Here is a 24,940-nt window from a genome sequence, read left to right on the forward strand (position 1 = left end):
GCGCGGAGCGTGGCGTACGGGCGACGGGTCACTCGGGCCGTGTCGCCCGTTCCAGCTCCAGCAGCACCGAGCGGTAGCCCCGGCCGCCCGTCGCGTGGTCCATGCCGACCTCGCACATCCGGTTCGCCGACAGGTACGCGTCGAAGTCGCGCGCGGTCACCTCCGCCGCCTCAGGCGCCGCCGCGGAAGCCGTCAGCTCCTTGTGCAGCATGCCCCGGTCGCCCGCGAAGCCGCAGCAGCGCGCGTCCAACGGGACGACGACCTCCTCGGCACACGCCTCGGCGACCGCGCGCAACTGCTCGGTGGCGCCCAGGTGTTGCATGGAGCAGGTCGGGTGGACCACCGCCGAACCCGCGCGCCGCTCGATGTCCAGCCGCGGCAGCAGCTCCTCGGCCGCCCACGCGACGGAGTCGACGACCCTCAGCCGCTCGTGCAGCTTCCGGTTGGCGGGGCTGAGGTAGGGCACCACCTCCTCGCCGATGCCCAGCGTGCAGGAGGAGGCGTCCACGACCAGCGGCAGCTCGCCGCCGTCCGTCCAGCGCCAGGCGGCCTCCACGATCCGGTTGGCCATCAGGGCGTTGCCGGCCTCGTACCCCTTGGAGTGCCAGATCGTCGCGCAGCAGGTGCCCACGACGTCGTCCGGAATCCACACCGGCCGACCCGCCCGCGCAGAGACGATCACCATCGACTGCGGCAGCGACGGGCCCACGTAGCCGTCCGGTTCGCCGAAGATTCGGTTGACGCACGCCGGGTAGTAGACGGCGGCAGCTGCGAGGCGGTCCGTGGCGGGCAGCCGCTTCGCCGCGGCCGCGGGGATCTGCGGCAGCCACTCCGGTACGAGATCGGGACGCACCGCCTTGCGAGCCGCGCCCGTCAGGGACTCCAGCAGCTTCTCGCCCCGCCGCGGCATCACCTTGCGGCGCACCCCGTCCGCGGCGGCGACCGCCAGCCTCGCCGACCTCTCCACGAGGTGGAAGCGACGTGCCGCACGCTCGGCGTTGCGCTCCTCACGCGGCGAGTGCCGGCGGTGGCGGAAGTCCTTCATCATCGCGCCCGTGTCGATGCCGACCGGGCACGCCAGCGCACACGTCGAGTCCCCGGCGCACGTGTCGACGGCGTCGTAGCCGTAGCTCTCCAGCAGGCTCTCGTTCACGGCGGACCCGGCCGGCTGGCGCAGCATCTCGCGGCGCAGCACGATGCGCTGGCGCGGCGTGGTCGTCAAGTCCCCACTGGGGCAGGTGGGTTCGCAGAAGCCGCACTCGATGCACGGATCGGCCACCTCCTCGACCTTGGGAATGGACTTCAGCCCGCGCAGATGGGCCTTCGGGTCGCGGTCCAGCAGCACGCGGGGCGCCAGCACGCCGTCCGGGTCGACGGTCTGCTTGATGCGCCACATCAGTTCGGTGGCCCGCTCGCCCCATTCGAGCTGCAGGAACGGCGCGATGTTGCGCCCCGTGGCGTGTTCGGCCTTCAGCGAGCCGTCGAACCGCTCGACCGTCAGCCGGCAGAAGTCGTCCATGAAGGCCGCGTAGCGCGCCACGTCCCCCTCTTCGGCGGCGTCGAACGCGAGCAGGAAGTGCAGGTTGCCGTGCGCGGCGTGGCCGGCGACGGCCGCGTCGAAGCCGTGGCGTTCCTGCAGGGCCAGCAGCGCCTCGCACGCCTCGGCGAGACGGGACGGCGGCACCGCGAAGTCCTCGGTGATCAGAGTCGTACCGGACGGACGGGAACCGCCGACCGCCGACACGAACGCCTTGCGCGCCTTCCAGTAGAAGCCGATCGTCTTCGCGTCGCGCGTGAAGGCGTTGGTCACCGACGGTACGGGCGCCACGAGTTCGAGCTGGGCCATCAGGGCCGCCGCCTCCTCCTCCCGCTCCCGCTGCGCCGCCTCGTCCGGTGTGCGGAACTCCACCAGCAGCGCCGCGGTTCCCTTCGGCAGCTCCGCCCAGTCGGCCGGTACGCCCGCCACGCTCACCGATGCGCGGAGCGTGTTGCCGTCCATCAGCTCGACCGCCATCGCGCCTGCCTCGTTGAAGCGGGGCACCGCGGAGGCCGCGGCCGCGAGCGAGGGGAAGAAGAGCAGCGCCGTCGAGGTGCGGCGGTGGAGCGGGAGCGTGTCGAAGACGACCTCGGAGATGAAGCCGAGGGTGCCCTCGGAGCCGACGGCGAGGCCGCGCAGGATGCTCACCGGGGAGTCTCCGTCGAGGAACGCGTCCAGACGGTAGCCGTTGGTGTTCTTCAGCTCGTACTTGGCGCGGATGCGGGCCGTCAGCTCCGTGTCGGCCTCGATCTCCGCCTTCAGGGCCATGAGCCCCTCGCACAGGGCCGGTTCGGCATGCGCCAGATGCTCCTCGGCGTCCGGCGCGGCGGTGTCGACGACCGTGCCCGACGGCAGGACGAGCGTGAGAGAGGCGACCGTGCGGTAGGAGTTGCGGGTCGTGCCCGCGGTCATCCCGGAGGCGTTGTTGGCGACCACGCCTCCGACGGTGCACGCGATCGCGCTCGCCGGGTCCGGCCCGATCAGCCGCCCGTACGGGGCGAGCGCGGCGTTGGCCCGTACCACCGTCGTACCGGGCCGGATGCGGGCACGGAGGCCGTCCTCGCCGAGCACCTCCACCCCTGCCCAGTGCCGGCGCACGTCGACGAGGATGTCCTCGCCCTGCGCCTGGCCGTTCAGCGAAGTGCCAGCGGCGCGGAAGACCACCTGGCGGCCGTGGTCGCGGGCGTAGGAGAGCACCTTCGAGACGTCACCGGAGTCCTCGGCGACCACGACGACCTGCGGCACGAAGCGGTACGGGCTGGCGTCCGAGGCGTAGCGCACCAGGTCCGAGACCTTCCACAGCACCTTCTCCTCGCCGAGCAGCCGCACCAGGTCGCGGCGGAGCGGCTGCGGCGTGCCGCCTGCCAGACCCTCCGGGACCCGGTCGTGTGCGGGCACGTGACCGGCGCCCGGCTGGGGCCGCAGCGCGCCGTGTCCTGGGTCGAGCAGCGGCATGGTCTCTCCTGGGGACGCGCGTACGGACGGATGTGCGGCCCATGCTAGGGGCAGCCCGCGGGCGCGGTTCCGGCCGGATTCACCGTTCGGAGCCTCCCCGCGCTGCGCGTAGTCTCGAATGACCGTTTGGCGAGCGGCGTCCGGGAGGCAGGGCTTCCGGTCCCTCCCGGAAGCCCGCCGGGCCCCGGGGCCCCGCACCGGCCCCGCACCGGCGCCGCACCCCGGCGTCCCACCCTGACGCCTGCCCGGCGTACGAACCCCGAGCCCGAGGAGCCAGTTGCACCCCGAGACCGCCGAGTGGACCCCCCACCCGAAGGACGGCGAAGCCGGGCACGAGCCCCGGCAGGTGAGGCGCATCCTGCGCATCTTCCGCCCCTACAGGGGACGCCTCGCCGTGGTCGGACTGCTCGTCGGTGCCTCCTCGCTGGTCTCCGTCGCCTCGCCCTTCCTGCTCCGCGAGATCCTCGACGTGGCCATTCCCGACCGGCGCACCGGCCTGCTGAGCGTGCTCGCGCTCGGGCTGATCGGCATCGCCGTGATGAGCAGCGTCTTCAACGTGCTGCAGACGTATCTGTCCACCACCGTCGGGCAGCGCGTCATGCACGACCTGCGCACCGACGTCTACGCCAAGCTCCAGCGGATGCCGCTGGCCTTCTTCACCCGGACCCGCACAGGCGAGGTCCAGTCCCGCATCGCCAACGACATCGGCGGGATGCAGGCCACCGTCACCTCCACCGCCACGTCACTCGTCTCCAACCTCACCGGCGTCGTCGCCACCGTCGCCGCGATGCTCGCCCTGGACTGGCGGCTGACGGCCGCGTCGCTGCTGCTTCTTCCGTTCTTCGTCTGGATCAGCCGCCGCGTGGGGCGGGAGCGCAAGCGGATCACAGCCCAGCGGCAGGCGCAGATGGCCTCCATGGCCGCTCTCGTGACCGAGTCGCTCTCCGTCAGCGGCATCCTGCTCGGCCGGACGATGGGCCGTGCCGAGGACCTCACCCGCAACTTCGCAGGCGAGTCAGAACGCCTCGTGGGACTGGAGGTCCGCTCCCACATGGCGGGCCGCTGGCGGATGTCCGTCATCGGCATCGTCATGGGCGCCATCCCCGCGCTGCTGTACTGGACCGCCGGAATGCTGGTCCACCTCGGCGGGCCCGGCCTCTCCATCGGCACGCTCGTCGCCTTCGTCACCCTCCAGCAGGGTCTGCTGCGGCCCACGGTCTCCCTGCTGTCGACCGGCGTCGAGATGCAGACCTCGCTCGCCCTGTTCCAGCGCATCTTCGAATACCTCGACCTGCCCGTCGACATCCGGGAACCCGCCGCGCCCGTACGGCTGGAGCACGTACGCGGCGAAGTCCGTTTCGAGCAGGTCTGCTTCGCCTACGGCGGCGAGGACGCCCCCGCGACGCTGCAGGGCATCGACCTCACCGTCCCCGAGGGCACCTCCCTCGCCGTCGTCGGCGCCACCGGCTCGGGGAAGAGCACGCTCGGCCATCTCGTGCCGCGCCTGTACGACGTCACCGCGGGACGCGTCACCATCGACGGCGTCGACGTACGCGACCTCGGCTTCGACACCCTCTCGCGGGCCGTCGGTGTCGTCTCGCAGGAGACGTACCTCTTCCACGCCTCCGTCGCCGACAACCTGCGCTTCGCCAAGCCCGGCGCGACCCGGGAGGAGCTGATCGCCGCCGCGGCGGCGGCCCAGATCCACGACCACGTCGCCGCGCTGCCCGACGGCTACGACACCCTCGTCGGGGAGCGCGGCCACCGCTTCTCCGGCGGCGAGAAGCAGCGCCTGGCCCTGGCCCGTACGATCCTGCGCGACCCGCCCGTCCTGATCCTGGACGAGGCGACGAGCGCTCTGGACACGCGCACCGAACGGGCCGTCCAGCAGGCCGTCGACGCGCTCTCCGCCGGCCGCACGACGATCACCATCGCCCACCGCCTCTCGACGGTCAGGGACGCCGGCCAGATCGTCGTGCTGGACGGCGGACGCATCGCCGAGCGCGGCACCCACGCCGAACTCCTCGCCGCGGACGGGCGGTACGCGGCGCTCGTGCGGCGGGACGCCCGGCTCTCCACGCCGCCTTCGCCGGCCCGGGAGACCGCACCGGCTGCTACGGACTCCGGCCCGGCGGCAGAGGCGAGCACCGGCGGGGCGGCCGGCACGGGGGAGGGCGACACGAAGGCCGGTACCGCGGCCGAAGCGCCCGCGCGCTGAACCGCGCGGGCCCGGCACCACCGACGGCGCCGTCCCCACCAGAACGATCAAGTCCGGTGAAGGCGGACAGGTTTCGTGAGCGTGCGTTCACACGCGTGTGCGCACATGAAATCTGGGGAGGCGACGGGCCATGACGCAGCCCACCGATGCCCCGGGGCCCACACAGTCCGGCCCTGCGACGCCGCAGATGCGCCCCGGCCGTCAGTTGCTGGCTGCCTCCGTGGGCAACGCAGTCGAGTGGTACGACTGGCTCGCCTACACCTTCCTCGCCACCTTCATCGCCGCCGAGATCTTCCCCAAGAGCGCCGACAACTCCCTCGTCCCCCTGCTTTCGACGTTCGCCGTCTTCGCCGTCGGCTTCTTCATGCGTCCCATCGGCGGGCTGCTGCTCGGGGCGATCGCCGACCGCAGGGGACGCCGTGCCGCGCTGACGGTCACCATTCTGCTGATGGGCGGCAGCAGCCTCCTGCTGGCGCTGACGCCCACCTACGCTGCCGCCGGGCTGCTCGGCCCCGTCGTGCTCGTCATCGCGAGGCTGCTGCAGGGTCTCTCCGTGGGCGGCGAGTTCGCCGCGGCCACCACCTTCCTCGTGGAGTCGGCCCCGCAGGGCCGGCGCGGGCTCTTCTCCAGCTTCCAGTACGTCTCCACCACCGTCGGGCAGCTCATCGCCTCCGGCGTCACCGCGCTGCTCGTCGCCGGCATCGACGACTCGGCGATGCACCAGTGGGGCTGGCGGGCGGCGTTCGTGCTCGGAGCGGTACTCAGCCTCGTGGGCTTCTGGATCAGGCGCAGCTCGGAGGAGACCCGCAGCGCCGAACAGCAGGCCGCACCGCGGCCGGGCCTGTTCGAGGCGCTGCGCACGCACCCCCGGGAATCGCTGCTCATCTGCGGCATCACCACCGGCGCGACGATCGCCTACTACACCTGGACCTCCTACCTGCCGACGTACGCGCAGGTCAACGTCGGCTTCGACAAGGGCGATTCGCTGCTGATCGGCACCATCTCGCTCGCGTTCTTCGCCCTGCTGCAGCCGCTGGGCGGGCTCCTGTCCGACCGCGTCGGGCGCAAGCCGCTGCTGCTCACCTTCTCCGTCGGCTTCGCCGTGCTGTGCGTGCCCCTGCTGAACTCCATAACCCAGTCGTTCACTTCGCTGCTGCTCGTGCAGTGCGCGGGCATGATCCTGCTCACCGGCTACACCTCCATCGCCGCAGCGGTGAACGCCGAGGTCTTCCCCGCCCGGGTGCGCGCGTCCGGCATCGGCTTCCCGTACTCCGCGACGGTGGCACTGTTCGGCGGCACCGCTCCGTACATGGGCACGCTCTTCAAGGACCTCGGCCGGCCTGAGGCCTTTCCCTGGTACGTGGCCGTGCTGTGCCTGATCTCCGCGCTCGTGTATCTGAAGCTGCCGGAGGGCGCGGACAAGCCCCTGGAGCGGTAGCCGCACTGGACTCGGCGGCACAGGATCCGGGAGCTCCGGCCGGTCGCGGCGTCCGCCGGCCCGCCACCGGGAGGACTCGAATTTGTGAATGTTTCTTCTGAACCATTGCCAATGCGGACAACTCGGCGCACTCTCGGCATCAGGTCTCGTGAGCCGGATACGGCTCAAGGCTCCCGTTCGCTCCTGTGGGGGGTGGCGAGCGGGCTTGCCCCGTCTGCTCCCGCAGTGGAGCGGGCGGGGCCCCTTGTCTTGCGTCCCGGACGTGACGGGAGCACTCTCGGTATCAGCCCTCAGGGCCAGAGCCCCCGCTTCGCCGGACACACCCCCAGTTTGTCCGGCGGAGTGGGGGCACTGCTGTGCCGGCAGGCCCCCTGACCAGGGATGATCAGGGGGACGACCCGGGACGACGGGAGCCCGTCCGGGGCCGGAACAGCTAGCCGCGGTAGAGGAAGTACTGCCGCCGGGTGCGGTCGAAGGCGCGGACCTCGTCCTCCCAGGCCCCGGTGATCTCGTCGGTGTCCTTGCCGGCGTCGAGCATCGTCCGCAGCCGCGTCGAACCGGACAGTTTGTCGATCCAGTACGGGCGGGGGTCGTCGTCCTTGCGCCAGGCGAAGCCGTCGTAGCGTGCCGCCTCGGCCAGCATCGCCACCGCCGTAGGAATGGGACGGTAGCGGCGCGGGTCGGTGACGTGCAGCTGGACGCCCGCGCAGGTCTTGCCCACGTGCTTGCTGAAGGTGGGCACGAAGTAGCCCTCCCGGAACCGGACGCCGGGCAGCTTCCTGGCGTTGAGCCTGTCGCTGTAGTGGTAGTCGAGGTAGGGGGCTCCGATGAGCTCGAAGGGCCGCGTGGTGCCCCGTCCCTCGGAGAGGTTCGTGCCCTCGAAGTAACCCGTGCCCGAATACACGGTGGCGGTGTCGGGGAACGGCATGTTCGGAGACGGCGGCACCCACGGAAGCCCCGTCTCCTGCGCGGGAGCCGATGGGTCCAGTCCCTGGACGCGTACGACCTCGAGATCGGCCTTGCCTCCCTTGCCCTCCCCGGGCAGGAGCTCGCCGTTGAAGTAGCCGGCCAGCTCACCGACCGTCATGCCGTGCTGCTGGATGATCGGCTTCAGACCCACACCGGAGGTGAAGTCCTTCGTCATCATCGGCCCGTCCGCCCGCCGGCCGGCGGGGTTGGGACGGTCCAGGACGATGAAGGCGGCCTTCGTGTCGCGGGCGGCGACCATCGCCTGGTACATCGTCCAGATGTAGGTGTAGAAGCGCACACCGACGTCCTGGATGTCGAAGACGATGGTGTCCGCGCCCGCCTTGCGGAACAGCTTCGCCATCTTCGCGGCGTCCGCGCCGTACGCGTCGTAGACCGTCAGGCCCGTGCGCGGGTCCTCGAACTCCGGCTCGGACTCGCCCGCCTGCGCGCTGCCGCGGAAGCCGTGTTCGGGGCCGAAGACCCCGACGATGTCCAGCTCCTTCCGCGCGGCCATGGAGTCCACGATGTGGCTGGTGTCCCGCAGCACCCCCGTCGGATTGCTGACCACTCCGACCTTGCGGTCGCGCAGCATCCTCCAGCCGGATGCCGCCGCGGCCTCGGCGCCCGTGACGACGCGCCCGTGCGCGGGTCCGCCGGGAGGAGTGGCCGCGGACGCGCTGCCGGCGGTGAGCAGCGGGGCGCCGAGGGCGGCAGCCGTGCCGCCGAGGATCGAGCGGCGGGAGGGGGCGCTGGACATCGGCGGGCGTCCTTCCGGAGAGGGGCGGTCGGGGCAGCGGGTGGCGGCCGGGACACAGCTGGTGACGCAAGTTATCCCACGGTCATGGTGGCTGCCAGGGTGCGCGCACGCCGCCAGTGGTACGCACAATGGCAGCAGCACGGTGGGAGGATGACCCGTATGCCGAATCCGACGAACGCAGGCGTCACGATCGTCCGGGGCGACATCACCGAACAGGACGTGGACGCCGTGGTCAACGCCGCCAACTCCTCGCTGCTGGGCGGCGGGGGAGTCGACGGCGCCATTCACCGCAAGGGCGGAGGCGACATCCTCGCGGAGTGCCGCGAGCTGCGCTCCTCCAGCCATCCGGACGGCTTGCCGACCGGGCAGGCCGTCGCCACGACGGCGGGGCGGCTGCCGGCGCGACGGGTGATCCACACGGTCGGACCCGTCTGGGCCAAGAGCGAGGACCGCTCGGAGCTGCTGGCGTCCTGCTACCGCGAATCGCTGCGCGTCGCACGGGAGTCGGGCGCCCGCACGGTGGCCTTCCCGGCGATCTCCACCGGCGTGTACGGCTGGCCGCTCGACGACGGGGCGCGTATCGCCGTGGCCACCGTGCGCGAAGAGGCGGACGACTTCGACGAAGTGCGGTTCGTGCTCTTCGACGAACGCTCCTACGAGATCTTCGCCGCCGAGCTGTCGGGGCGGTGAGACCGGTGCGCGCCCCGTCCGGGGGTGCGCTCACAGGGCAGGGTCGATGAGCTCGACGGCGCGCAGCGCGGCTGCCAGGGCCGTGCGGCCGTCGGCGTCGTCCCTGTGCTCATCCCATGCGGTGACGTCCACAGCGGTGTCGGTGAGCTTGATCGTGTGCTCGTCGCCGTGGGCCGCCGCACGTTCGAAGACCTCCTCGGCGGTGAGACGCGAGGCCGTCCCGGCGGGCGGGGTCGCGGCGTCGGCGGGGGTGTAGGCGGCGGTGACCGCGGCGGCCGCCGACCAGGCGGCGTCCAGACTCGGCAGCCAGAGATGCTCGGGCAGTGCGGGCAGCGTCCGCAGCACCGCGTTCGGCGCGGTCGCCGCGTGTACGAGCATCACGGGTGAGCCGTGCGCGTGCGTCGCGTAGCGGTGGGTGGCAGCCCGGACGACGTCCTTCAGGCGCTTCTCGGCGTGCGCCGGGTCCTGCCCTGCGGTCGCGGGACGGGCCGGCAGGGCTTCGAGCTGGGCCAGCCGCCCCCGGATGCCGCCGCTCTGGTCCGGTATGGCACGCACGGCGGCGAGACCTTCCGCCGCCGAGTCCGCGGCCGGCAGGAGCGTGATCCCGGGCAGAACCGAGTGGCGGGCCGCCCAGTAGCCGAGTGCGTGTGCGAGCTCCGCCACCCTGGGCGAGGCCGGAGGGCTGCCGGGACCGGCCTCCTCCGGACCGAGCAGCGTCCGCACGGCGTGCCCCACCCGGATCACGCCGTGCGTCGCCGCCGCGCTGATGCCCGGCAGCAGCCGGGGCCACCACTGCGTGAGCACCTCGCGCCAGGGACGTTCCTCCAGCGCACGCGTGAAGTAGCCGATCCAGTCGGCCAGTCGCCCGGGGTCGCCCAGGGCCTCACGCCACACCTCGTCCGTCACACGCGAAGACGGCGAGGGCATCTCCTCGAGGTGGTCCCGGTAGCGGTCGATCCAGCGGTGCACGGCGGGCGCCTGCCCGTGCCGCACCAGCGCCTCGACGGCCATGGGGGCGTGGTTGGTCAGCCAGTCGTCGCGTTCGGGGCCGCTGCTGTGCAGGCGCTCCAGCGCCTCGTCCAGCGTGCCGCTGCTGTCTGTTCTGCCGGTGTCCTTGTTCATGTCCGCCGACGCTAGAGCGCGTTCCGGCGGTGCGTAACGGCCCGGCGGCCCCTCCGCTGGACCCTTCGTGAACGCGACTCGGGGACTAGGCCCCGCGGGGAGAGAGTCCTAGGGCCGTTCGTCCGGCGACCGGTCGCCGGCGCGTGCGTCCGGTCGCCGGTCCGGGACGGACGTCAACGGGCGGGCGGGGGGCGGGGGTTCACCCGGTGAACCCGGCCTGGGCGCCCTGCCGTTCGGCCGCGCTGCGCAGCACGCAGAACTCGTTGCCCTCGGGGTCGGTGAGCACCGCCCAGCCGGAGCCGTCGTCGTTGCGGTGGTCGTCGCTCATCGACGCGCCCCGCTCCAGGAGCCGTTCGACTTCCCGGTCGCGCGATTCCCGCGCGGCCACGCACAGATGGAGGCGGTTCTTCACGGCTTTGGGCTCGGGGACCTTCAGGAACAGCAGCTCCCGGCCTCCCTCCAGGGGCAGGCCCACCTCGGTGTCGCCGGGCTTGTCGTCCGGGTGTACGGGCACGCCCAGGACCTCGCTCCAGAAGCGGGCCAGCGCGTAGGGATCGGAGCAGTCGACGGCGATGTTCTGCAGGGTGGAAGTCACCCGCACAGTCTTCCGTGAGCCCTGACGCCGGGCCACCCGATTCCATGCGGCAGGCGCTGCAGCCGCTGCACGTGTGTCGGGTGTGCGGGCGTCCGAGGGCCACGCGGGCGGCGCGGGCCCGCGGGTCACGGTTCCGGTGAGGTGATGATCACCTCCAGGGTGCGGGGGCCGTGCACCCCCTCGACGCGGTCGAGTTCGATGTCGCTGGTGGCCGACGGGCCCGAGATCCACGTCTGCGGACGGGCCGGGTCCAGCCGTCTCAGAGCCTGCGGCACGGAGTCCACGATCTGCTCCGGGGCGCGCACGACACAGATGTGGTGGTCCGGCACGAGCGAGATGCGGCGCCGTCCCTGGTCCTCTCCCGCGTCCAGCACGATGGTCCCCGTCTCGGCGACCGCCACGGCGCAGCCCGTCACGACGCTGTCCAGTGCGTCGAGTTCACGGGGGGACGCCGCCGGGTCGTCGGCGACCCGCTCGACCTCCGCTGGCAGCCACTCTTCCGGGATGCCGGGGGGCGCCACGACGCTGCGGGCGCCGCGTGCCCGGAGGAGTTCCGCGATCGTGGCGGGCAGTTCCCCGGCGCCGCAACGGTGCACCAGGGCGCGGTAGTCGGCGAGGTTCTCCGCGAGCAGGTCCAGCCGCTCGGCGTCGCTGCGCTCCGCGTGGCTGGTCCAGTAGTCGCGCGGTACGTGCGTCTCGTCGGGGCCCTCGTCGCGCGGCACGTCGGCAAGCGCGCGGCGTACCCGGCCCAGTACGGTCTCCCGGCTGTTCACTCGGGGTCTCCTTCGTGCCCGGCGGTGTCCGGGCCGCGGTTGCGCAGCCACCAGTCGCGGAAGGACTCGGGCGCCGGCCGCGGCAGGTCACGGCTGTCCGACCAGGCCTTGCCCGCGCCGGGCAGCGGAAGCCGCCGCGGCGTCAGCCGCCGGCTGCGGGCGGCCAGGCGCTGCCCGGCACGCAGCGCCCGGGGATGGTCGAACGTCCACCGGGCCGCCCGCATCACGGCACGCTCGGCGGCATGCCCCTTCGCCGGCTTGATGGTGGTCTTCTGCCCGCGGACCGTGACCGTGCCGCCCTCGACGACGCGTTCGCGCAGATGCACGAGGACTTCCGGGATGTCGATGGCGACGGGGCACACCTCGTAGCAGGCGCCGCACAGCGACGACGCGTACGGCAGCGAGGCGTCCAGCTCGCTCTGCACGCCCCGCAGTTGAGGAGTGAGGATGGCGCCGATCGGCCCGGGATAGGCCGATCCGTAGGCGTGGCCCCCGGCGCGCTCGTAGACGGGACAGACGTTCAGGCAGGCCGAGCAGCGGATGCAGCGCAGTGCCTGCCGGCCGACGGTGTCCGCCAGCGCGTCGGTACGGCCGTTGTCGAGCAGCACGAGATGGAAGGCCGACGGCCCGTCCTCGTCGGTGGTGCCCGTCCATGTGGAGGTGTAGGGGTTCATGCGCTCCGCGGTGGAGGAGCGCGGCAGGGTCTGCAGGAAGACCTCCAGGTCCTGCCACGTCGGCACGATCTTCTCGATGCCCACGACCGAGATCAGCGTCTCGGGCAGCGTCAGGCACATGCGGCCGTTGCCCTCGGACTCCACGACCACGAGGGTGCCGCTCTCGGCGACCATGAAGTTGGCGCCGGAGACGCCCACCTTGGCGTTCAGGAACTTCTCCCGCAGATGCAGCCGCGCGGCCTCGGCCAGCTCCGCCGGGTCGTCGCTGAGGTTCCTCGGCGCGGCCCGTCCCCAACTGCCCATCTTCTCGCGGAAGATGTCGCGGATCTGGTCGCGGTTGCGGTGGATCGCGGGGACCAGGATGTGGGAGGGCAGGTCGTCCCCGAGCTGCACGATGAGTTCGGCGAGGTCGGTCTCGTACGCGGAGATGCCCGCCTCCGCGAGCGCGTCGTTGAGCCCGGTCTCCTGCGTGGCCATGGACTTGACCTTCACGACCTCGCTCTCGCCCGTCTCCCGGACCAGCTCCGTGACGATCCTGTTGGCCTCCTCCGCGTCGCACGCCCAGTGGACGTGCCCGCCCGCGGCGGACACCGCTGCCTCCAACTGCTCCAGATAGTGGTCGAGATGGCGCAGCGTACGGTTCTTCAGGGCCGCGCCCGCGGCGCGCAACTGCTCCCAGTCGCCGAGCTCTTCGACGGCCTTGGCCCGCTTGGCGCGGATGGTGTGCGTGGCGTGCCGCAGATTGCCGCGCAGCCGCATGTCGCGCGTCGAAGCCGCGGCGGCCCGTGGGAAGGAGGGCATGCCCAGATACGTACCGCTCACAGTGCTGCCTCCTCGGTACCGGCCAGGATCTCCGCGATGTGTACGGGTCGGGTCGCGGAGCCGCGACGGGTGAGGGTGCCGCCGATGTGCATGAGGCAGGAGTTGTCCACCGTGCAGACCGCCTCCGCGCCCGTCTCCTCGATGTGGCGGGCCTTGTCCGCGCCCATGGCGGCCGAGACGTCGGCGTTCTTCACGGCGAACGTGCCGCCGAATCCGCAGCACTCCTCCGCGCCCTCCAGCTCCACCAGCCGCAGCCCCCGCACGGCCTCCAGCAGCCGGCGCGGCCGGTCGCCGAGGCCGAGCATCCGCAGGCCGTGGCAGGTGGGGTGGTAGGTGACGGTGTGGGGGTAGTACGCGCCGACGTCCGTCACGCCGAGCACGTCCACGAGGAACTCCGTGAGCTCGTAGGTGCGGGCCACGGAGCCGGCGGTCGCCTCCGCGTCGATCCGCGGGTAGTTGTCCCGCACCATCGCTGCGCAGGACCCGGAGGGGACGACGATGTGGTCGTAGCCGCGGAAGACGTCCGCGTAGCGGCGCGCCAGCGGCACGGCCTCCTTGCGGTAGCCCGTGTTGAACTGCGGCTGCCCGCAGCAGCTCTGGCCGCCGGGGAAGCCGACCTCGATCCCGAGCCGCTCCAGCAGCGTGACGACGGCCTGGCCCGTTCCGGGGTAGAGCGTGTCGTTGATGCAGGTGATGAAGAGTGCGACCCGCACGGTCCCTCTTCCTCCTCGTCTTGTCTGCGGCCCGTCTCCGGGCGTCTGGTTCAGCGGCCTGCCCGGACCGCCGCGGCGGCACCGGCCCACTCCTGCGGACTGCCGTGGTCACCGGAGGGCTGGTACGTCCTCAGCGGCAGCGTGTCATACAGGAGCCGCCTGACCAGCCCCGCGTCGTCGCCGATCACCCCGTGCGCACGGGCCTGCACGGCGACGTTGCCGAGCGCGGCGGCCTCCGCCGGACCCGCGACGACGGGCAACCCGCAGGCGTCGGCGGTGAGCTGGCACAGCAGCTCGTTGTGCACGCCGCCGCCGACGACGTGCACCACGTCGACCTCGGTGTCCGCGAGGCGCTGGGCGTCCTCGACCGCCAGCCGGTGTGCGATCGCGAGCGAGTCGAGCACGCACCGGGCCGTCCCGGCGGGGCCGTCAGGTACGGGCCGTCCCGCACGCCGGCACGCCTCGCCGATCCGCTGCGGCATCCTGCCGGGGGCGAGGAACTCCGGATCGCCCGCGTCCACGACGGACCTCAGGGGTGTGCGGGAGCCCGCGTCGCGCAGCAGCGGCTCGAACTCCTGCGGGCTGCCTGCCGATTCCCAGGAGCGCATGCACTCCTGCAGCAGCCACAGGCCCATGATGTTGCGGAGGTAGCGGACGGTCCCGTCGACGCCGAGTTCGTTGGTGAAGTTCGCGCGCCTGCTCTCCTCGGTCAGTACGGGCTCCGCCAGCTCCAGCCCGGCCAGCGACCAGGTGCCGGTGGCGATGTAGGCGAAACGGCCGCTGCGGGCCGGCACCGCGGCGACCGCCGACGCGGTGTCGTGCGAGCCGACGGCCGTCACCGGGACCGGCCCGTCCAGCCCTGTCTCGTCGAGTACCTCCGGCAGGAGCTCCCCGGCCGCGTCCCCGGGACGGCGCAGCGGCGGGAACAGGGACAGGGGCACACCGGCGGCCTCGGCGACCGTCTGCGACCAGTCGCGTGTGCGCGGGTCGATGAGCTGCGTCGTGGAGGCGTTGGTCAGCTCGGTGCCGCGCACACCCGTCAGCCAGTACGAGATCAGATCCGGTATGAGCAACAGCGCCCGCGCGGCAGCGAGTTGAGCGGAATCACGGGCCGCGCCGAGCTGGTACACCGTGTTGAAGGGGAGGTACTGCAGGCCCGTGTGCGCGTACAGCTCCTGCGGCGGGAGAGTCTCCGCGAGGCGGCCGGCCATCCCCTCGGTGCGGGCGTCCCGGTAGTGGACCGGGTTGCCCAGCAGTACGCCGTCGGCGTCCAGCAGTCCGTAGTCCACCGCCCACGAGTCCACACCCACCGACGCCACGGGCCCGGCCCGGCGGAGCCCGTCGAGCACGCCCTGGTGGAGCGCGAGTATGTCCCAGTGCAGCGTTCCGCCCGTACGCACCGGCCTGTTGGGGAAGCGGTGCACCTCCCGCAGCTCCAGCGAGTCCGGCCCGACGGCGCCGGTCATGACCCGTCCGCTGGACGCACCGAGATCGACGGCGGCGAACCGGGCCGCGGTGCGCCGCGACGACGCCGGGTGCGCGGTCGATGCGGAAGGGGCAGGTGACACGGCGGCTGGTCCTCGGGGTCGGGCCCTCGCGGTCCGGGCGGTGGGCGATGGTCGGGCGATGGGCATTGGGCGGTGGACGGTGGCGTGCGGCGGGACGCTCAGCGCAGGAACGCGGCCGGCACGCCCGCGTCGACGGGGATGTGCAGCCCGGTGGTGTGGCTCAGATCGCCTCCCGTGAGGGCGAAGACGGCGTTCGCGACGTGCTCGGGCAGCACCTCCCGCTTCAGCAGCGTCCGCTGGGCGTAGAACTCGCCGAGCTTCTCCTCGGGCACGCCGTAGACCGCCGCGCGCTGCGCGCCCCAGCCGCCCGCGAAGATCCCCGAACCCCGTACGACACCGTCCGGGTTGACGCCGTTGACGCGGATGCCCAGCTCGCCGAGCTCGGCGGCCAGAAGCCGGACCTGGTGCGCCTGGTCGGCCTTGGCCGCGCCGTAGGCGATGTTGTCCGGCCCCGCGAACACGCCGTTCTTGGAGGCGATGTAGACGATGTCGCCGCCCAGTCCCTGCGCCTTCATCACCCGGGCACCCTCACGGGAGGCCAGGAAGGAGCCGCGGGCCATGATGCGGTGCTGCGTGTCCCAGTCGTCCGCGCTGGTCTCCAGCAGCGGCCTGGAGAGGGAGATGCCCGCGTTGTTGACGACGAGATCGACCCCGCCGAAGGCGAGCGCGGCCGCACGGAAGGCCGCCGCGATCTCCTCCTCGGACGTGACGTCGACCGCGGCGGCGACGGCCTTGTCCGGGCCGCCCAGCTCGGCTGCGACCTCCTCGGCGCTCTGTGTGTTCCGGTCGGCGACGACGACGCACGCACCTTCCGCGGACAGCCGGTGTGCGATGGCCCGCCCGATGCCCGAGGCGGCGCCCGTCACCAGCGCGACACGCGTCGCCAGCGGCCTGGGCGGAGGCATCCGGCGCAGTTTCGCCTCCTCCAGCTCCCAGTACTCGATGCGGAACTTCTCCGACTCGGGGATGGGGGAGTAGGAGGAGACGGCTTCGGCACCGTGCATCACATTGATCGCGTTGAGGTAGAACTCGCCCGCCACGCGGGCCGTCTGCTTGTCCTTGCCGAAGGAGAACATCCCCACGCCCGGGACCAGCACGACCGCCGGGTCGGCGCCGCGCATGGGCGGCGAGTCAGGGCCCGCGTGCCGTTCGTAGTAGGCGCGGTAGCCCTCGCGGTACTCCTCGTGCAGCTCCCGCAGCCTGGCCTCGGCCTCCTCCAGGGGAGCCGCGGCGGGCAGGTCGAGGACGAGCGGGGAGACCTTCGTCCGCAGGAAGTGGTCCGGGCAGGAGGTGCCGAGCGCCGCGAGCCGCTGATGCTCCTCGCGGGAGAGGAAGTCCAGCACCGCCCCTGAGTCGTCGAAGTGGCCGATCTGCGGCCGGTCCGCCGAGGCCAGCCCCCGGATCAGCGGTGCCAGCGCGGCGGCACGCTCCCGCCGCTCCTGGCGCGGTAGCGGCCCGAATCCCTCCAGAACGGGGCCGAACGGCTCCGGCCTTCCACGCTCGGCGAGGAAGCGGGCCGCCGTGCCGATGATGTGCAGCGAGTTGCGTTCGCACTCGTCGCTCGAATCGCCCCATGCGGTGATGCCGTGGCCGCCCAGCACGCACCCGACGGCCCCCGGGTTGTCCTCCTTGACGGCGGCGATGTCCAGGCCCAGCTGGAAGCCGGGGCGCCGCCAGGGCACCCACACCACGCTGTCGCCGAAGCAGTCGCGGGTCAGCTTCTCCCCGTCGGCGGCGCAGGCCAGAGCGATCCCGGAGTCGGGGTGGAGATGGTCGACGTGCGGTGCGTCGAGCAGGCCGTGCATGGCCGTGTCGATGGAGGGCGCAGCCCCGCCCTTGCCGTGGAGGCAGTGGTCGAAGGCGGCGACCATCTCGTCCTCGCGGCCGACACCCGGGTAGACGCCCTTCAGCGCGCGCAGCCGGTCCAGTCGCAGCGCGGCCAGGCCCTCGCCGGTGAGGGTGCCGAGGTCGCCGCCGGAGCCCTTGACCCACAGCAGTTCGGTGTCCTGCCCGGTGACGGGGTCGGCGGCGAGACCCTTGGCCGAAGTGTTGCCACCGGCGTAGTTGGTGTTGCGCGGGTCGGCGCCGAGGCGGTGCGAGCGTGCCAGCAGTTCGCCGACCGTGTCGTGCTGTCGTGCCGTCATGCTGAACTACGCTCCCCAGCCTGCTTGTTGGCCGCCCTTGCGTTCCTCGGTGATCCTCTGCGCCCATCCGGAGCGGTGGTACGCGGCGACGGGGTCGGCGTCGCGGCCGCTCTCCTCGCGCACCTGGGCGAGTAGCGGCCGTACGTCGGTGTTGTAGGCGTCCATCAGCACCGCGTTGGCGCCGAGCACGTCACCGGACAGCTGAGCGCTCTCCAGGGCGCCGCGGTCCACGAGCAGGGCCTTCGCCGTGGCCTCCTGCACGTTCATCACGGAGCGGATGATGGCGGGGATCTTCGGCTCGATGTTGTGGCACTGGTCGAGCATGAAGGCGATCCCGGCGGCGTCGTCCATGCCGCCGCCGCGTATCACCTCGCACATGATGCGGAAGAGCTGGAACGGGTCGGCGGCGCCGACCATCAGGTCGTCGTCCGCGTAGAAGCGGGAGTTGAAGTCGAAGCCGCCCAGCTTCCCCTCGCGCAGCAGGAGCGCGACGATGAACTCGATGTTGGTGCCCGGCGCGTGGTGCCCGGTGTCGACCACGACCTGTGCCTTCGGGCCGAGCTTCAGGCAGTGGGCGTAGGCGGTGCCCCAGTCGGGAACGTCCGTGGTGTAGAAGGCCGGTTCGAAGAACTTGTACTCCAGCAGCATCCGCTGGCCCTCGCCCAGCCGGTCCCGTACCGCCGTGAGCGCCTCGGCGAGCCTGTCCTGACGGGCCCGGATGTCGTCCTGGCCGGGGTAGTTGGTGCCGTCGGCGAACCACAGCTTCAGGTCGCGGGAGCCGGTCGCGTCCATGATGTCCACGCACTCCAGCAGGTGGCCCAGGGCCTTGCGGCGGACCGCCGCGTCGGGGTGGGTGACCGACCCGAGCTTGTAGTCGTCGTCCTGGAAGACGTTGGAGTTGACGGTGCCGAGGCCCAGCCCGCGCTCCTTCGCGTACGAGGCCAGCGCGCCGTAGTCCTCCACCTTGTCCCAGGGGATGTGCAGCGCCACGGTGGGCGCGACTCCGGTGTGCTCGTGTACGCGGGCGGCGTCGTCCAGCTTCTCCTCGGGGGTGCGCGGCACCCCCGCCTGCGCGAACACCTTGAAGCGGGTTCCGGAGTTCGCGTACGCCCACGAGGGAGTCTCGATCCGCTGTGCGGTGAGAGCGGCCCTGACGGCCGCCCGGTCCGGCTCTGACATGCGTCTCCTCCGTGTGGCACGGCGGGTTCGGGCCGGGGCCCGCCCGATCCCGCCGTGCCATGAAACGTTTCAGGAAAGCTACTTGCGCAGGTGACCGCCGTCAATAGCCCAGTGCCCCGGGGCCGCACGGCGGGGTCTCATCCGCCGTCCGACACGAACCGGTGCGTGCCCGAACCGGCCTCGAACACGGCGCAACCCTGCCGGGCGTGCAGGAATCGCGCTCCCCGCGCGCTCACGGCCGAAGGGTCCGCGGCCGGTACCCACACCTCGCCGGTGGTGTTGGGCGGCAGGACGACGGTGAGGCGGAAACGGTCCCCGGGGTCGAGGGTCCAGTGGGTGCGGACCGGTCCGTAGAGCGTGTCGTGCCTGGCGTCCACCCTGCGTACTCCGCCGCCGGGCCGCGGCCGCACCAGCGTCCTGCGGAATCCCGGTTCGGCCGGTGCGATCCCCGCCAGGTTCCGGTACATCCACTCGCCCACGCAGCCGTAGGCGTAGTGGTTGAAGGAGTTCATCCCCACGTCCTGGAAGCTGCCGTCGGGTCTGATCGAATCCCACCGCTCCCACATCGTCGTCGAGCCCTTGTCGATCTGATAGCCCCAGGAAGGGAACGTGCGCCGGTGCAGCAGGCGGTGGGCGAGGTCCGTGTGCCCCGTCCCGGTCAGCGCGGGCAGCAGTCGGGGAGTGCCCAGGAAGCCCGTGGACAGGTGCCCGCCGCGGGCCTCGATCAGTTCCACGAGACGGTCCGCCGCCGCGCGCCGCGCCGCCGCCGTCGGCAGCAGGTCCATCGAGAGCGCCAGCACGTATGCGGTCTGGGTGTCGCCCTTGATCCGGCCGTTCCCGTCCACGTACGCGGCGTCGAACGCGTCCCTGATCCGCCGGTGAAGCCTCTCGTACGGGCCGGAGTCCTCCTCCAGCACCCGGGCGGTTTCCGCGACGAGCCCGGTGACGTGGGCGAAGCAGGCGGTGCCGATGACGTCCTTGGGGGTCTCGTCGTCGACGTTGAGCCAGTCTCCGTACCCCTCGGCGGGCCGCAGAAGCCCGTCGCTGTGCTCCTGGAGGTACGCGATCCACCGGCGCATCGCCGGCCAGTTCTCGCGCAGCACGCGCACGTCCCCGTACGCCTGGTGCAGCGCCCAGGGCACCGTCACACCCGCGTCGCCCCATCCGGCGACGCCCTTGCCGAGCGGGCCGGCGAAGGGTGCCACGTCAGGGTAGGCGCCGTTCTCGTCCTGCCCGTCGCGCAGGTCCTGGAGCCACTTGGTGAGGAAGCGCGCGGACTCCATGGTGTAGGCGGCGGTGGGGGAGAAGACGTTGATGTCGCCCGACCAGCCGAGCCTCTCGTCGCGTGCCGGAGTGTCGGTGGGGACCGAGAGGAAGTTGCCGCGCTGGCCCCAAGTGATGTTGGCGTGGAGCTTGTTGAGCATCGGGTCGTCGGTGGAGAAGTCCATCGTGAACGGGGCGGCCGTGTGCATCACCAGGCCGGTGACCGCGTCGCGCGGCGGCCTTCCGGGCCAGCCGGTGACCTCGGCGTAGCGGAATCCGTGGAAGGTGAACCGCGGCTCGTAGGTCTCCCGTCCGCTCCCGTTCAGCGTGAAGGTGTCGACGGCGCGGGCGGTGCGGAGATTGGCGACGTAGAGGGCACCGTCCTGGTCGAGGACCTCCCCGTGCCGCACGTGGATCCGCCGGCCGGTCTCGCCGCCCTCGACGGTCAGGCGCAGGCAGCCGACCATGTTCTGGCCGAAGTCGAACAGGAAGACGCCGGGGCGTACTTCGGTGGTCCTCTCCGGTGAGATCTCCTTCATCACCCGGGTCGGTGCGTCCGTCATCGCGACGACGGCCGGGCCGTCACTTCCGGGGCGGGCACCGGAAGGGACCGCGGGCTCCCAGTGCGCGTCGTCGAATCCGGGCTCCCTCCAGCCCGGGGTCTCGGCGCGGGCGTCGTACTGCTCGCCCATCACGAGGTCGGCCGTCACCAGCGGCCCTCTCGCGGCCCGCCACTGCGCGTCGGTGCCGACACGGGTGGTGCGGCCGTCCTCGTGGACGATCTCCAACTGGGCCAGCAGCGCGGGGTGTTCGCCGTACTGGTGCTGTCCGAACCAGCCGACGTTCCCGGCGTACCAGCCCGGCGCGAGAGTCACCGCGAGGGCGTTGTCACCCTGCCGCAGCGCCTCGGTGACGTCGTAGGTCCGGTACGCCACGCGCTTGCCGTAGTCCGTCCAGCCGGGGGTGAGCCGGTCCTCGCCGACGCGGACGCCGTTGATGTGTGCCTCGTAGAGCCCGAGCGCGGTGGCATGGAGGCGTGCCCTGGCCACGCGCCGGGCGGGGAGCCGGAAGGAGCGGCGCAGCTGCGCGGGCGACTGTTCCGGACGCACCTTGCCCCAGGGGTCCTCGCCCCAGGCGGCGGCCCTCCGGGCGTGTGGCCAGGCGCTGTCGTCGTAGCCGGGGGAGCGCCAGTCGCCGGCGGGCTCCCCGTCCGTGGACCTCCAGGTCGCGTCGGTGGAGAACCGCTCGGTGCCGTCGCCGGTGGTCACCTCCAGTACGGCCAGCAGACCGGCCGGCGACGCCTCGGAGTTGACCGCCTCGAGCGCCAGCGTGTTGGCACCGGGGCGCAGTTCGCGGGTGACGTCGAGCAGCGCCGGCCTGCTCCAGCCCTTCTGCACCGGCAGGGCGTCACGGGAGGCGACCTCGGTCCCGTTGACGTAGGCGGTGAAGCCGTTGTCGGCGGCGACGACGAGCCGCGCCGCACGCACCGTTCCGGATATCCCGGTGCTGCCGCGGAACCAGCGGGTGCCGGCCGGTGCCCGGGAGGACGGGTCGCCCTCGGGGAACCAGATCCACCCGGTCCCCTCCAGCGCGGGCGGCGCGACGAGGGAGGGCGGCGCAGTGATCCACTCCGAGCGCCACTGTGCGGCGTCCATCAGCCCGGTCTCCCACCAGGACGGCGCCGACCAGGGCGAGGGCCCTCCCTCCCCGCCCCACACGCGCACCGACCAGTGGTAGCGCGTGCGGGGCTCCAGGCGCGGTCCGCCGTACGGCACGAGGACCGAATCTCGCGAGGTGACCCTGCCGCTGTCCCACACGTCGGGGTCGGAGAGGCGGCCGGGGCTCGTGGCCACACGGATGCGGTAGGCCTGCTGGAGGCGGTCCGGCAGCCGTGAGCCGAGGCGCCAGGTGAACCGGGGACGCGGGGCGTCGAGGCCGAGCGGCCGGTCCGCGTACTCCGTCGTCGTGGCGGTGACGTGGAGTCCTCCGCCGCCTGCTTCCCCGACGCCGGTGCCGGCGGCGACGGCGGCCGGGGAGCTCGTTCCCAGTGCTGTCGCGGACATGCCGGAGACGGTCGCGGTCGCGAGCAGATGACGTCTGCTGATCAATGTGCACCTCCTGTGGCGGCGCCACCTCGGTGGACGCCGGGTTGGTGAGGGGCAAAACGTTTCAACCGAGCGGCGCCAGGAACGTAGAGCCACCGGCCGCGGGCGTCAATGGCGCCGGTGCGAAGGCACTTGCCTGGAGCGTGACCCTTGACGCGCCTGAGGTGCGGGGCTAGCTTCCCCGAAAGCTCGTTGAAACATTTCATTTCAGAGCAGGCTCCCGCCCCACCGGCACCCGCCGCACCGGGATCACGCCCCGGCCCCACGCCGCGTGTCCGGGCCGCGGTCAGCAGCACAGGAGGAGCAGGACATGACCCAGCCAGAACCGGGGGCGGCCCCGGTGCCGGTCCTCGCCCTGGAGGGGGTGAGCAAGTCCTTCGGCAACGTCCGCGCCCTGCAGGGCGTCGACCTGGCCCTGCACGCGGGAGAGGCACACGCCCTGGCCGGGGAGAACGGCGCGGGCAAGTCCACACTCATCAAGATCCTCGGCGGGGTCCACACGCCCGAGGCCGGCACCGTACGGCTCGACGGAAGCCCCGTCGTCTTCGCGGGCCCCGCCGGCGCGCGCGACGCGGGCATCGCCGTCATCTATCAGGAGCCCATGCTCTTCGCGGACCTGTCCATCGCTGAGAACATCTTCATGGGCCGTCAGCCCCGCCGCGCGCTCGGACGCATCGACCACGGCGCCGTGCGCGAGGCGACGGCGGCACTGATGCGACGTCTCGGCGTCGACCTCGACCCGGACCGCCCGGCCCGTGGACTGTCCATCGCCGACCAGCAGATCGTCGAGATAGCCAAGGCCCTCTCCTTCGACGCCCGCGTGCTGATCATGGACGAACCGACCGCCGCCCTCACCGGCACCGAGACCGCGCGGCTCTTCTCCGTCGTCGAAGCGCTGCGCGCCGCGGGCGCCGCCGTGCTGTTCATCTCGCACCGGCTGGAGGAGATCTTCCGGCTCTGCCGCCGCGTCACCACACTCCGCGACGGCCGGCTCGTGGCCACCGAAGCACTCGAAGGGCTCACCGAGGACGACCTCGTACGCCGCATGGTCGGCCGTGACCTGGAGGAGCTGTACCCCAAGCAGGACACCACGCCCGGCGCGCGGGCCCTCACGGTGCGCAGACTCACCCGCGAAGGCGTCTTCCACGACGTCTCGTTCGACGTGCGCCGCGGCGAAATCGTCGCCCTCGCAGGCCTGGTGGGCGCCGGACGCAGCGAAGTCGTGCAGGCCGTCTTCGGCGTCGACCGCGCCGACGCGGGCGAGGTCGAGGTCGACGGAACGGCGCTGAAACCCGGTTCGCCGACCGCCGCCATGGACGCGGGAGTCGCCCTCGTACCCGAGGACCGGCGGCAGCGCGGACTGGTGATGGAGATGTCCATCGAGCGGAACATCGCACTGACCGGACTGGACAGGCTCGGCAGCGCGGGCATGGTGCGCCGTTCCCTGGAACGCTCCCGCGCGGCCGACTGGGCGGTGCGGCTGCGGCTGAAGTACAACCGGCTCACGGACACCGCGGGCGTGCTCTCCGGCGGCAACCAGCAGAAGGTCGTGCTCGCCAAGTGGCTGGCCACCGAGCCCGGCGTCCTCATCGTCGACGAACCGACGCGCGGCATCGACGTCGGCACCAAGGCCGAGGTGCACCGGCTGCTCACCTCCCTCGCGGAAGAGGGCATCGCCGTGCTGATGGTCTCCTCCGACCTGCCCGAAGTCCTCGGCATGGCCGACCGGGTGCTGGTGATGCACGAGGGACGGCTCGTGGCCGAGATACCCCGGGCGGACGCCACCGAGGAGTCGGTCATGGCGGCGGCCACCGGACGGCCCATCAAGCGACCTTCAGAAAGGTAGGGCCGCGTGAGCGACACCCTGGAGAAGCCGCCGCCGCAGCCGTCCGGCACCGCCCGCGGCGGCCGTCCCGCGCCCCGGCGCTCGGCCCGCTCCCTGACCGACCTGGTCTTCCGCATACGGGAGTTGAGCATCGGCGGCGCCCTCGCGCTGCTGATCCTCGGCACGTATCTCGTCAACCCCGGCTTCCTCGACGACCAGGGCGTGCAGGACCTCCTGCTCAACTCCGCGATCCTGGTGCTGCTCGCGACCGGGCAGTCCGTCGTCGTGCTCACCCGGAACATCGACCTGTCGGTCGGATCCGTCGTGGGCCTGACCGCGTTCGCCTGCGGCAGCTTCGTCTCCGGCACCCAGCACAGCGCGGTCACGGTGGTGCTGCTGGGCACCGGGATCGGCGTGCTGTGCGGGCTGGTGAGCGGACTGCTCGTCAGCTTCGGCAGGGTCCCCGCCCTGGTGGTGACCCTCGGAATGCTCTACGTCATCCAGGGCGCCGGACACGTCTGGGCGCACGGCCGGCAGATCAACGCCGTCAACGTGCCCGACGGCGTGCTGGAGCTGGGCAGCGGCAGCGTCCTCGGGATTCCGTATCTGCCGCTGATCTCCGCCGTGGTGCTGGCGGCCACCGCGTACTACCTGCGCGCCTACCGCAGCGGGCGGGAGCTGTACGCCATCGGCTCCAGCCCCGAGGCGGCACGCCTGGCCGGGATTCCCATCCGCCGGCGGGTGCTCGCGGCGTACGCCTTCTCCGGGGCGGTCGCCGGATTCGCCGGCGCGCTGTGGCTCGCCAGGTTCGGCACCGTCGTCGCCGACGCCGCCAACGGATGGGAGCTGACCGTCGTCAGCGCCGTCGTCGTCGGCGGCATCGCCATCACCGGCGGCGTGGGCACCGTCCTGGGGGCCGCCCTCGGTGCGCTGCTGCTGACCACCATCGGCAGCTCCCTCGTCGTCCTCAAGGTCAACCCCTTCTGGGAGCAGGCGATCACGGGCGCGCTGCTGCTCGCGGCCATCAGCACCGACCGCGTCGTACGCAGCCGCACGACCGAGGCGCTGCGGAAGAGGAGCCGGAATTGAACGC

The 24,940-nt window shown here is 72.1% G+C and carries 16 protein-coding genes; 5 read left to right on the forward strand and 11 right to left on the reverse strand.

Translation table 11 applies throughout. The features are described 5' to 3' along the window. Positions 1-28: 28 nt before the first annotated feature. Positions 29-2,992, reverse strand: a complete 2,964-nt coding sequence (locus AN215_RS06455; RefSeq protein ID WP_070009746.1) for an FAD-binding and (Fe-S)-binding domain-containing protein — start codon at positions 2,990-2,992, stop codon at positions 29-31. 277 nt (positions 2,993-3,269) lie between these two features. Here AN215_RS06455 and AN215_RS06460 point away from each other — a divergent pair, with 277 nt between their 5' ends. Both AN215_RS06460 and AN215_RS06465 read left to right on the forward strand, forming a co-directional pair. Further along, the gene (locus AN215_RS06460) at positions 3,270-5,210 is read left to right on the forward strand and encodes an ABC transporter ATP-binding protein (protein ID WP_079122746.1); all 1,941 of its coding nucleotides are present in this window, start codon (positions 3,270-3,272) and stop codon (positions 5,208-5,210) included. Between the two features lie 130 nt (positions 5,211-5,340). After that, positions 5,341-6,648 carry an MFS transporter gene (locus AN215_RS06465; RefSeq protein WP_070009745.1) on the forward strand — a complete coding sequence of 436 codons (1,308 nt, stop codon included), beginning with the start codon at positions 5,341-5,343 and terminating at the stop codon, positions 6,646-6,648. Positions 6,649-7,081: 433 nt separating this feature from the next. Here the strand turns inward: AN215_RS06465 and AN215_RS06470 are convergent, their stop codons facing one another. Next, the gene (locus AN215_RS06470) at positions 7,082-8,374 is read right to left on the reverse strand and encodes an exo-beta-N-acetylmuramidase NamZ family protein (protein ID WP_070009744.1); all 1,293 of its coding nucleotides are present in this window, start codon (positions 8,372-8,374) and stop codon (positions 7,082-7,084) included. 159 nt (positions 8,375-8,533) lie between these two features. On the opposite strand from AN215_RS06470, the gene AN215_RS06475 reads away from it, so the two are divergent. Next, a complete protein-coding gene (locus AN215_RS06475; protein ID WP_070009743.1) occupies positions 8,534-9,064 on the forward strand; it encodes an O-acetyl-ADP-ribose deacetylase in 531 nt (176 codons plus the stop codon). 30 nt (positions 9,065-9,094) lie between these two features. On the opposite strand, the gene AN215_RS06480 is transcribed toward AN215_RS06475, so the two are convergent. The 9 genes from AN215_RS06480 to AN215_RS06520 form a co-directional block, all read right to left on the reverse strand. After that, a complete protein-coding gene (locus tag AN215_RS06480) occupies positions 9,095-10,186 on the reverse strand; it encodes a questin oxidase family protein (protein WP_070009742.1) in 1,092 nt (363 codons plus the stop codon). A 199-nt stretch (positions 10,187-10,385) separates the two neighbouring features. Next, a complete protein-coding gene (locus AN215_RS29735; RefSeq protein WP_070009741.1) occupies positions 10,386-10,781 on the reverse strand; it encodes a VOC family protein in 396 nt (131 codons plus the stop codon). Between the two features lie 125 nt (positions 10,782-10,906). Continuing rightward, positions 10,907-11,554: a LutC/YkgG family protein gene (locus tag AN215_RS06490; protein ID WP_070009740.1), complete on the reverse strand. Its 648-nt coding sequence runs from the start codon at positions 11,552-11,554 to the stop codon at positions 10,907-10,909. Next, positions 11,551-13,050: a lactate utilization protein B gene (locus AN215_RS06495; protein ID WP_070009739.1), complete on the reverse strand. Its 1,500-nt coding sequence runs from the start codon at positions 13,048-13,050 to the stop codon at positions 11,551-11,553. Before AN215_RS06495 ends, AN215_RS06490 begins: the two co-directional genes overlap by 4 nt. After that, the gene (locus tag AN215_RS06500; RefSeq protein WP_070009738.1) at positions 13,047-13,763 is read right to left on the reverse strand and encodes a (Fe-S)-binding protein; all 717 of its coding nucleotides are present in this window, start codon (positions 13,761-13,763) and stop codon (positions 13,047-13,049) included. Before AN215_RS06500 ends, AN215_RS06495 begins: the two co-directional genes overlap by 4 nt. 50 nt (positions 13,764-13,813) lie before the next feature. Continuing rightward, positions 13,814-15,229 carry a rhamnulokinase gene (locus tag AN215_RS06505; RefSeq protein ID WP_070009861.1) on the reverse strand — a complete coding sequence of 472 codons (1,416 nt, stop codon included), beginning with the start codon at positions 15,227-15,229 and terminating at the stop codon, positions 13,814-13,816. Between the two features lie 200 nt (positions 15,230-15,429). Then, positions 15,430-17,475 carry a bifunctional rhamnulose-1-phosphate aldolase/short-chain dehydrogenase gene (locus AN215_RS06510; protein ID WP_070009737.1) on the reverse strand — a complete coding sequence of 682 codons (2,046 nt, stop codon included), beginning with the start codon at positions 17,473-17,475 and terminating at the stop codon, positions 15,430-15,432. A gap of 6 nt (positions 17,476-17,481) precedes the next feature. Then, positions 17,482-18,654, reverse strand: coding sequence for an L-rhamnose isomerase (rhaI, locus tag AN215_RS06515; protein ID WP_070009736.1), 1,173 nt, complete (start codon positions 18,652-18,654; stop codon positions 17,482-17,484). 137 nt (positions 18,655-18,791) lie between these two features. Beyond that, positions 18,792-22,025: a family 78 glycoside hydrolase catalytic domain gene (locus AN215_RS06520; protein ID WP_070009735.1), complete on the reverse strand. Its 3,234-nt coding sequence runs from the start codon at positions 22,023-22,025 to the stop codon at positions 18,792-18,794. 307 nt (positions 22,026-22,332) lie between these two features. On the opposite strand from AN215_RS06520, the gene AN215_RS06525 reads away from it, so the two are divergent. Beyond that, positions 22,333-23,868 carry a sugar ABC transporter ATP-binding protein gene (locus AN215_RS06525; RefSeq protein WP_070009734.1) on the forward strand — a complete coding sequence of 512 codons (1,536 nt, stop codon included), beginning with the start codon at positions 22,333-22,335 and terminating at the stop codon, positions 23,866-23,868. Positions 23,869-23,886: 18 nt separating this feature from the next. Further along, entirely contained in the window at positions 23,887-24,936 is a 1,050-nt protein-coding gene (locus AN215_RS06530; RefSeq protein WP_070009860.1) for an ABC transporter permease, read from the forward strand. Positions 24,937-24,940: the final 4 nt, after the last annotated feature.

It is taken from the genome of Streptomyces abyssalis (assembly GCF_001751365.1).
Taxonomy (GTDB): Bacteria; Actinomycetota; Actinomycetes; order Streptomycetales; family Streptomycetaceae; genus Streptomyces; species Streptomyces abyssalis.

What these genes read in the sequence shown, in the direction of transcription:
- AN215_RS06455 (WP_070009746.1), bottom strand. Translation starts at nt 2,992, where the DNA reads ATGCCGCTGCTCGACCCAGGACACGGCGCGCTGCGGCCCCAGCCGGGC.
- AN215_RS06465 (WP_070009745.1), top strand. Translation starts at nt 5,341, where the DNA reads ATGACGCAGCCCACCGATGCCCCGGGGCCCACACAGTCCGGCCCTGCG.
- AN215_RS06470 (WP_070009744.1), bottom strand. Translation starts at nt 8,374, where the DNA reads ATGTCCAGCGCCCCCTCCCGCCGCTCGATCCTCGGCGGCACGGCTGCC.
- AN215_RS06475 (WP_070009743.1), top strand. Translation starts at nt 8,534, where the DNA reads ATGCCGAATCCGACGAACGCAGGCGTCACGATCGTCCGGGGCGACATC.
- AN215_RS06480 (WP_070009742.1), bottom strand. Translation starts at nt 10,186, where the DNA reads ATGAACAAGGACACCGGCAGAACAGACAGCAGCGGCACGCTGGACGAG.
- AN215_RS06505 (WP_070009861.1), bottom strand. Translation starts at nt 15,229, where the DNA reads ATGACCGGCGCCGTCGGGCCGGACTCGCTGGAGCTGCGGGAGGTGCAC.
- AN215_RS06510 (WP_070009737.1), bottom strand. Translation starts at nt 17,475, where the DNA reads ATGACGGCACGACAGCACGACACGGTCGGCGAACTGCTGGCACGCTCG.
- rhaI (WP_070009736.1), bottom strand. Translation starts at nt 18,654, where the DNA reads ATGTCAGAGCCGGACCGGGCGGCCGTCAGGGCCGCTCTCACCGCACAG.
- AN215_RS06525 (WP_070009734.1), top strand. Translation starts at nt 22,333, where the DNA reads ATGACCCAGCCAGAACCGGGGGCGGCCCCGGTGCCGGTCCTCGCCCTG.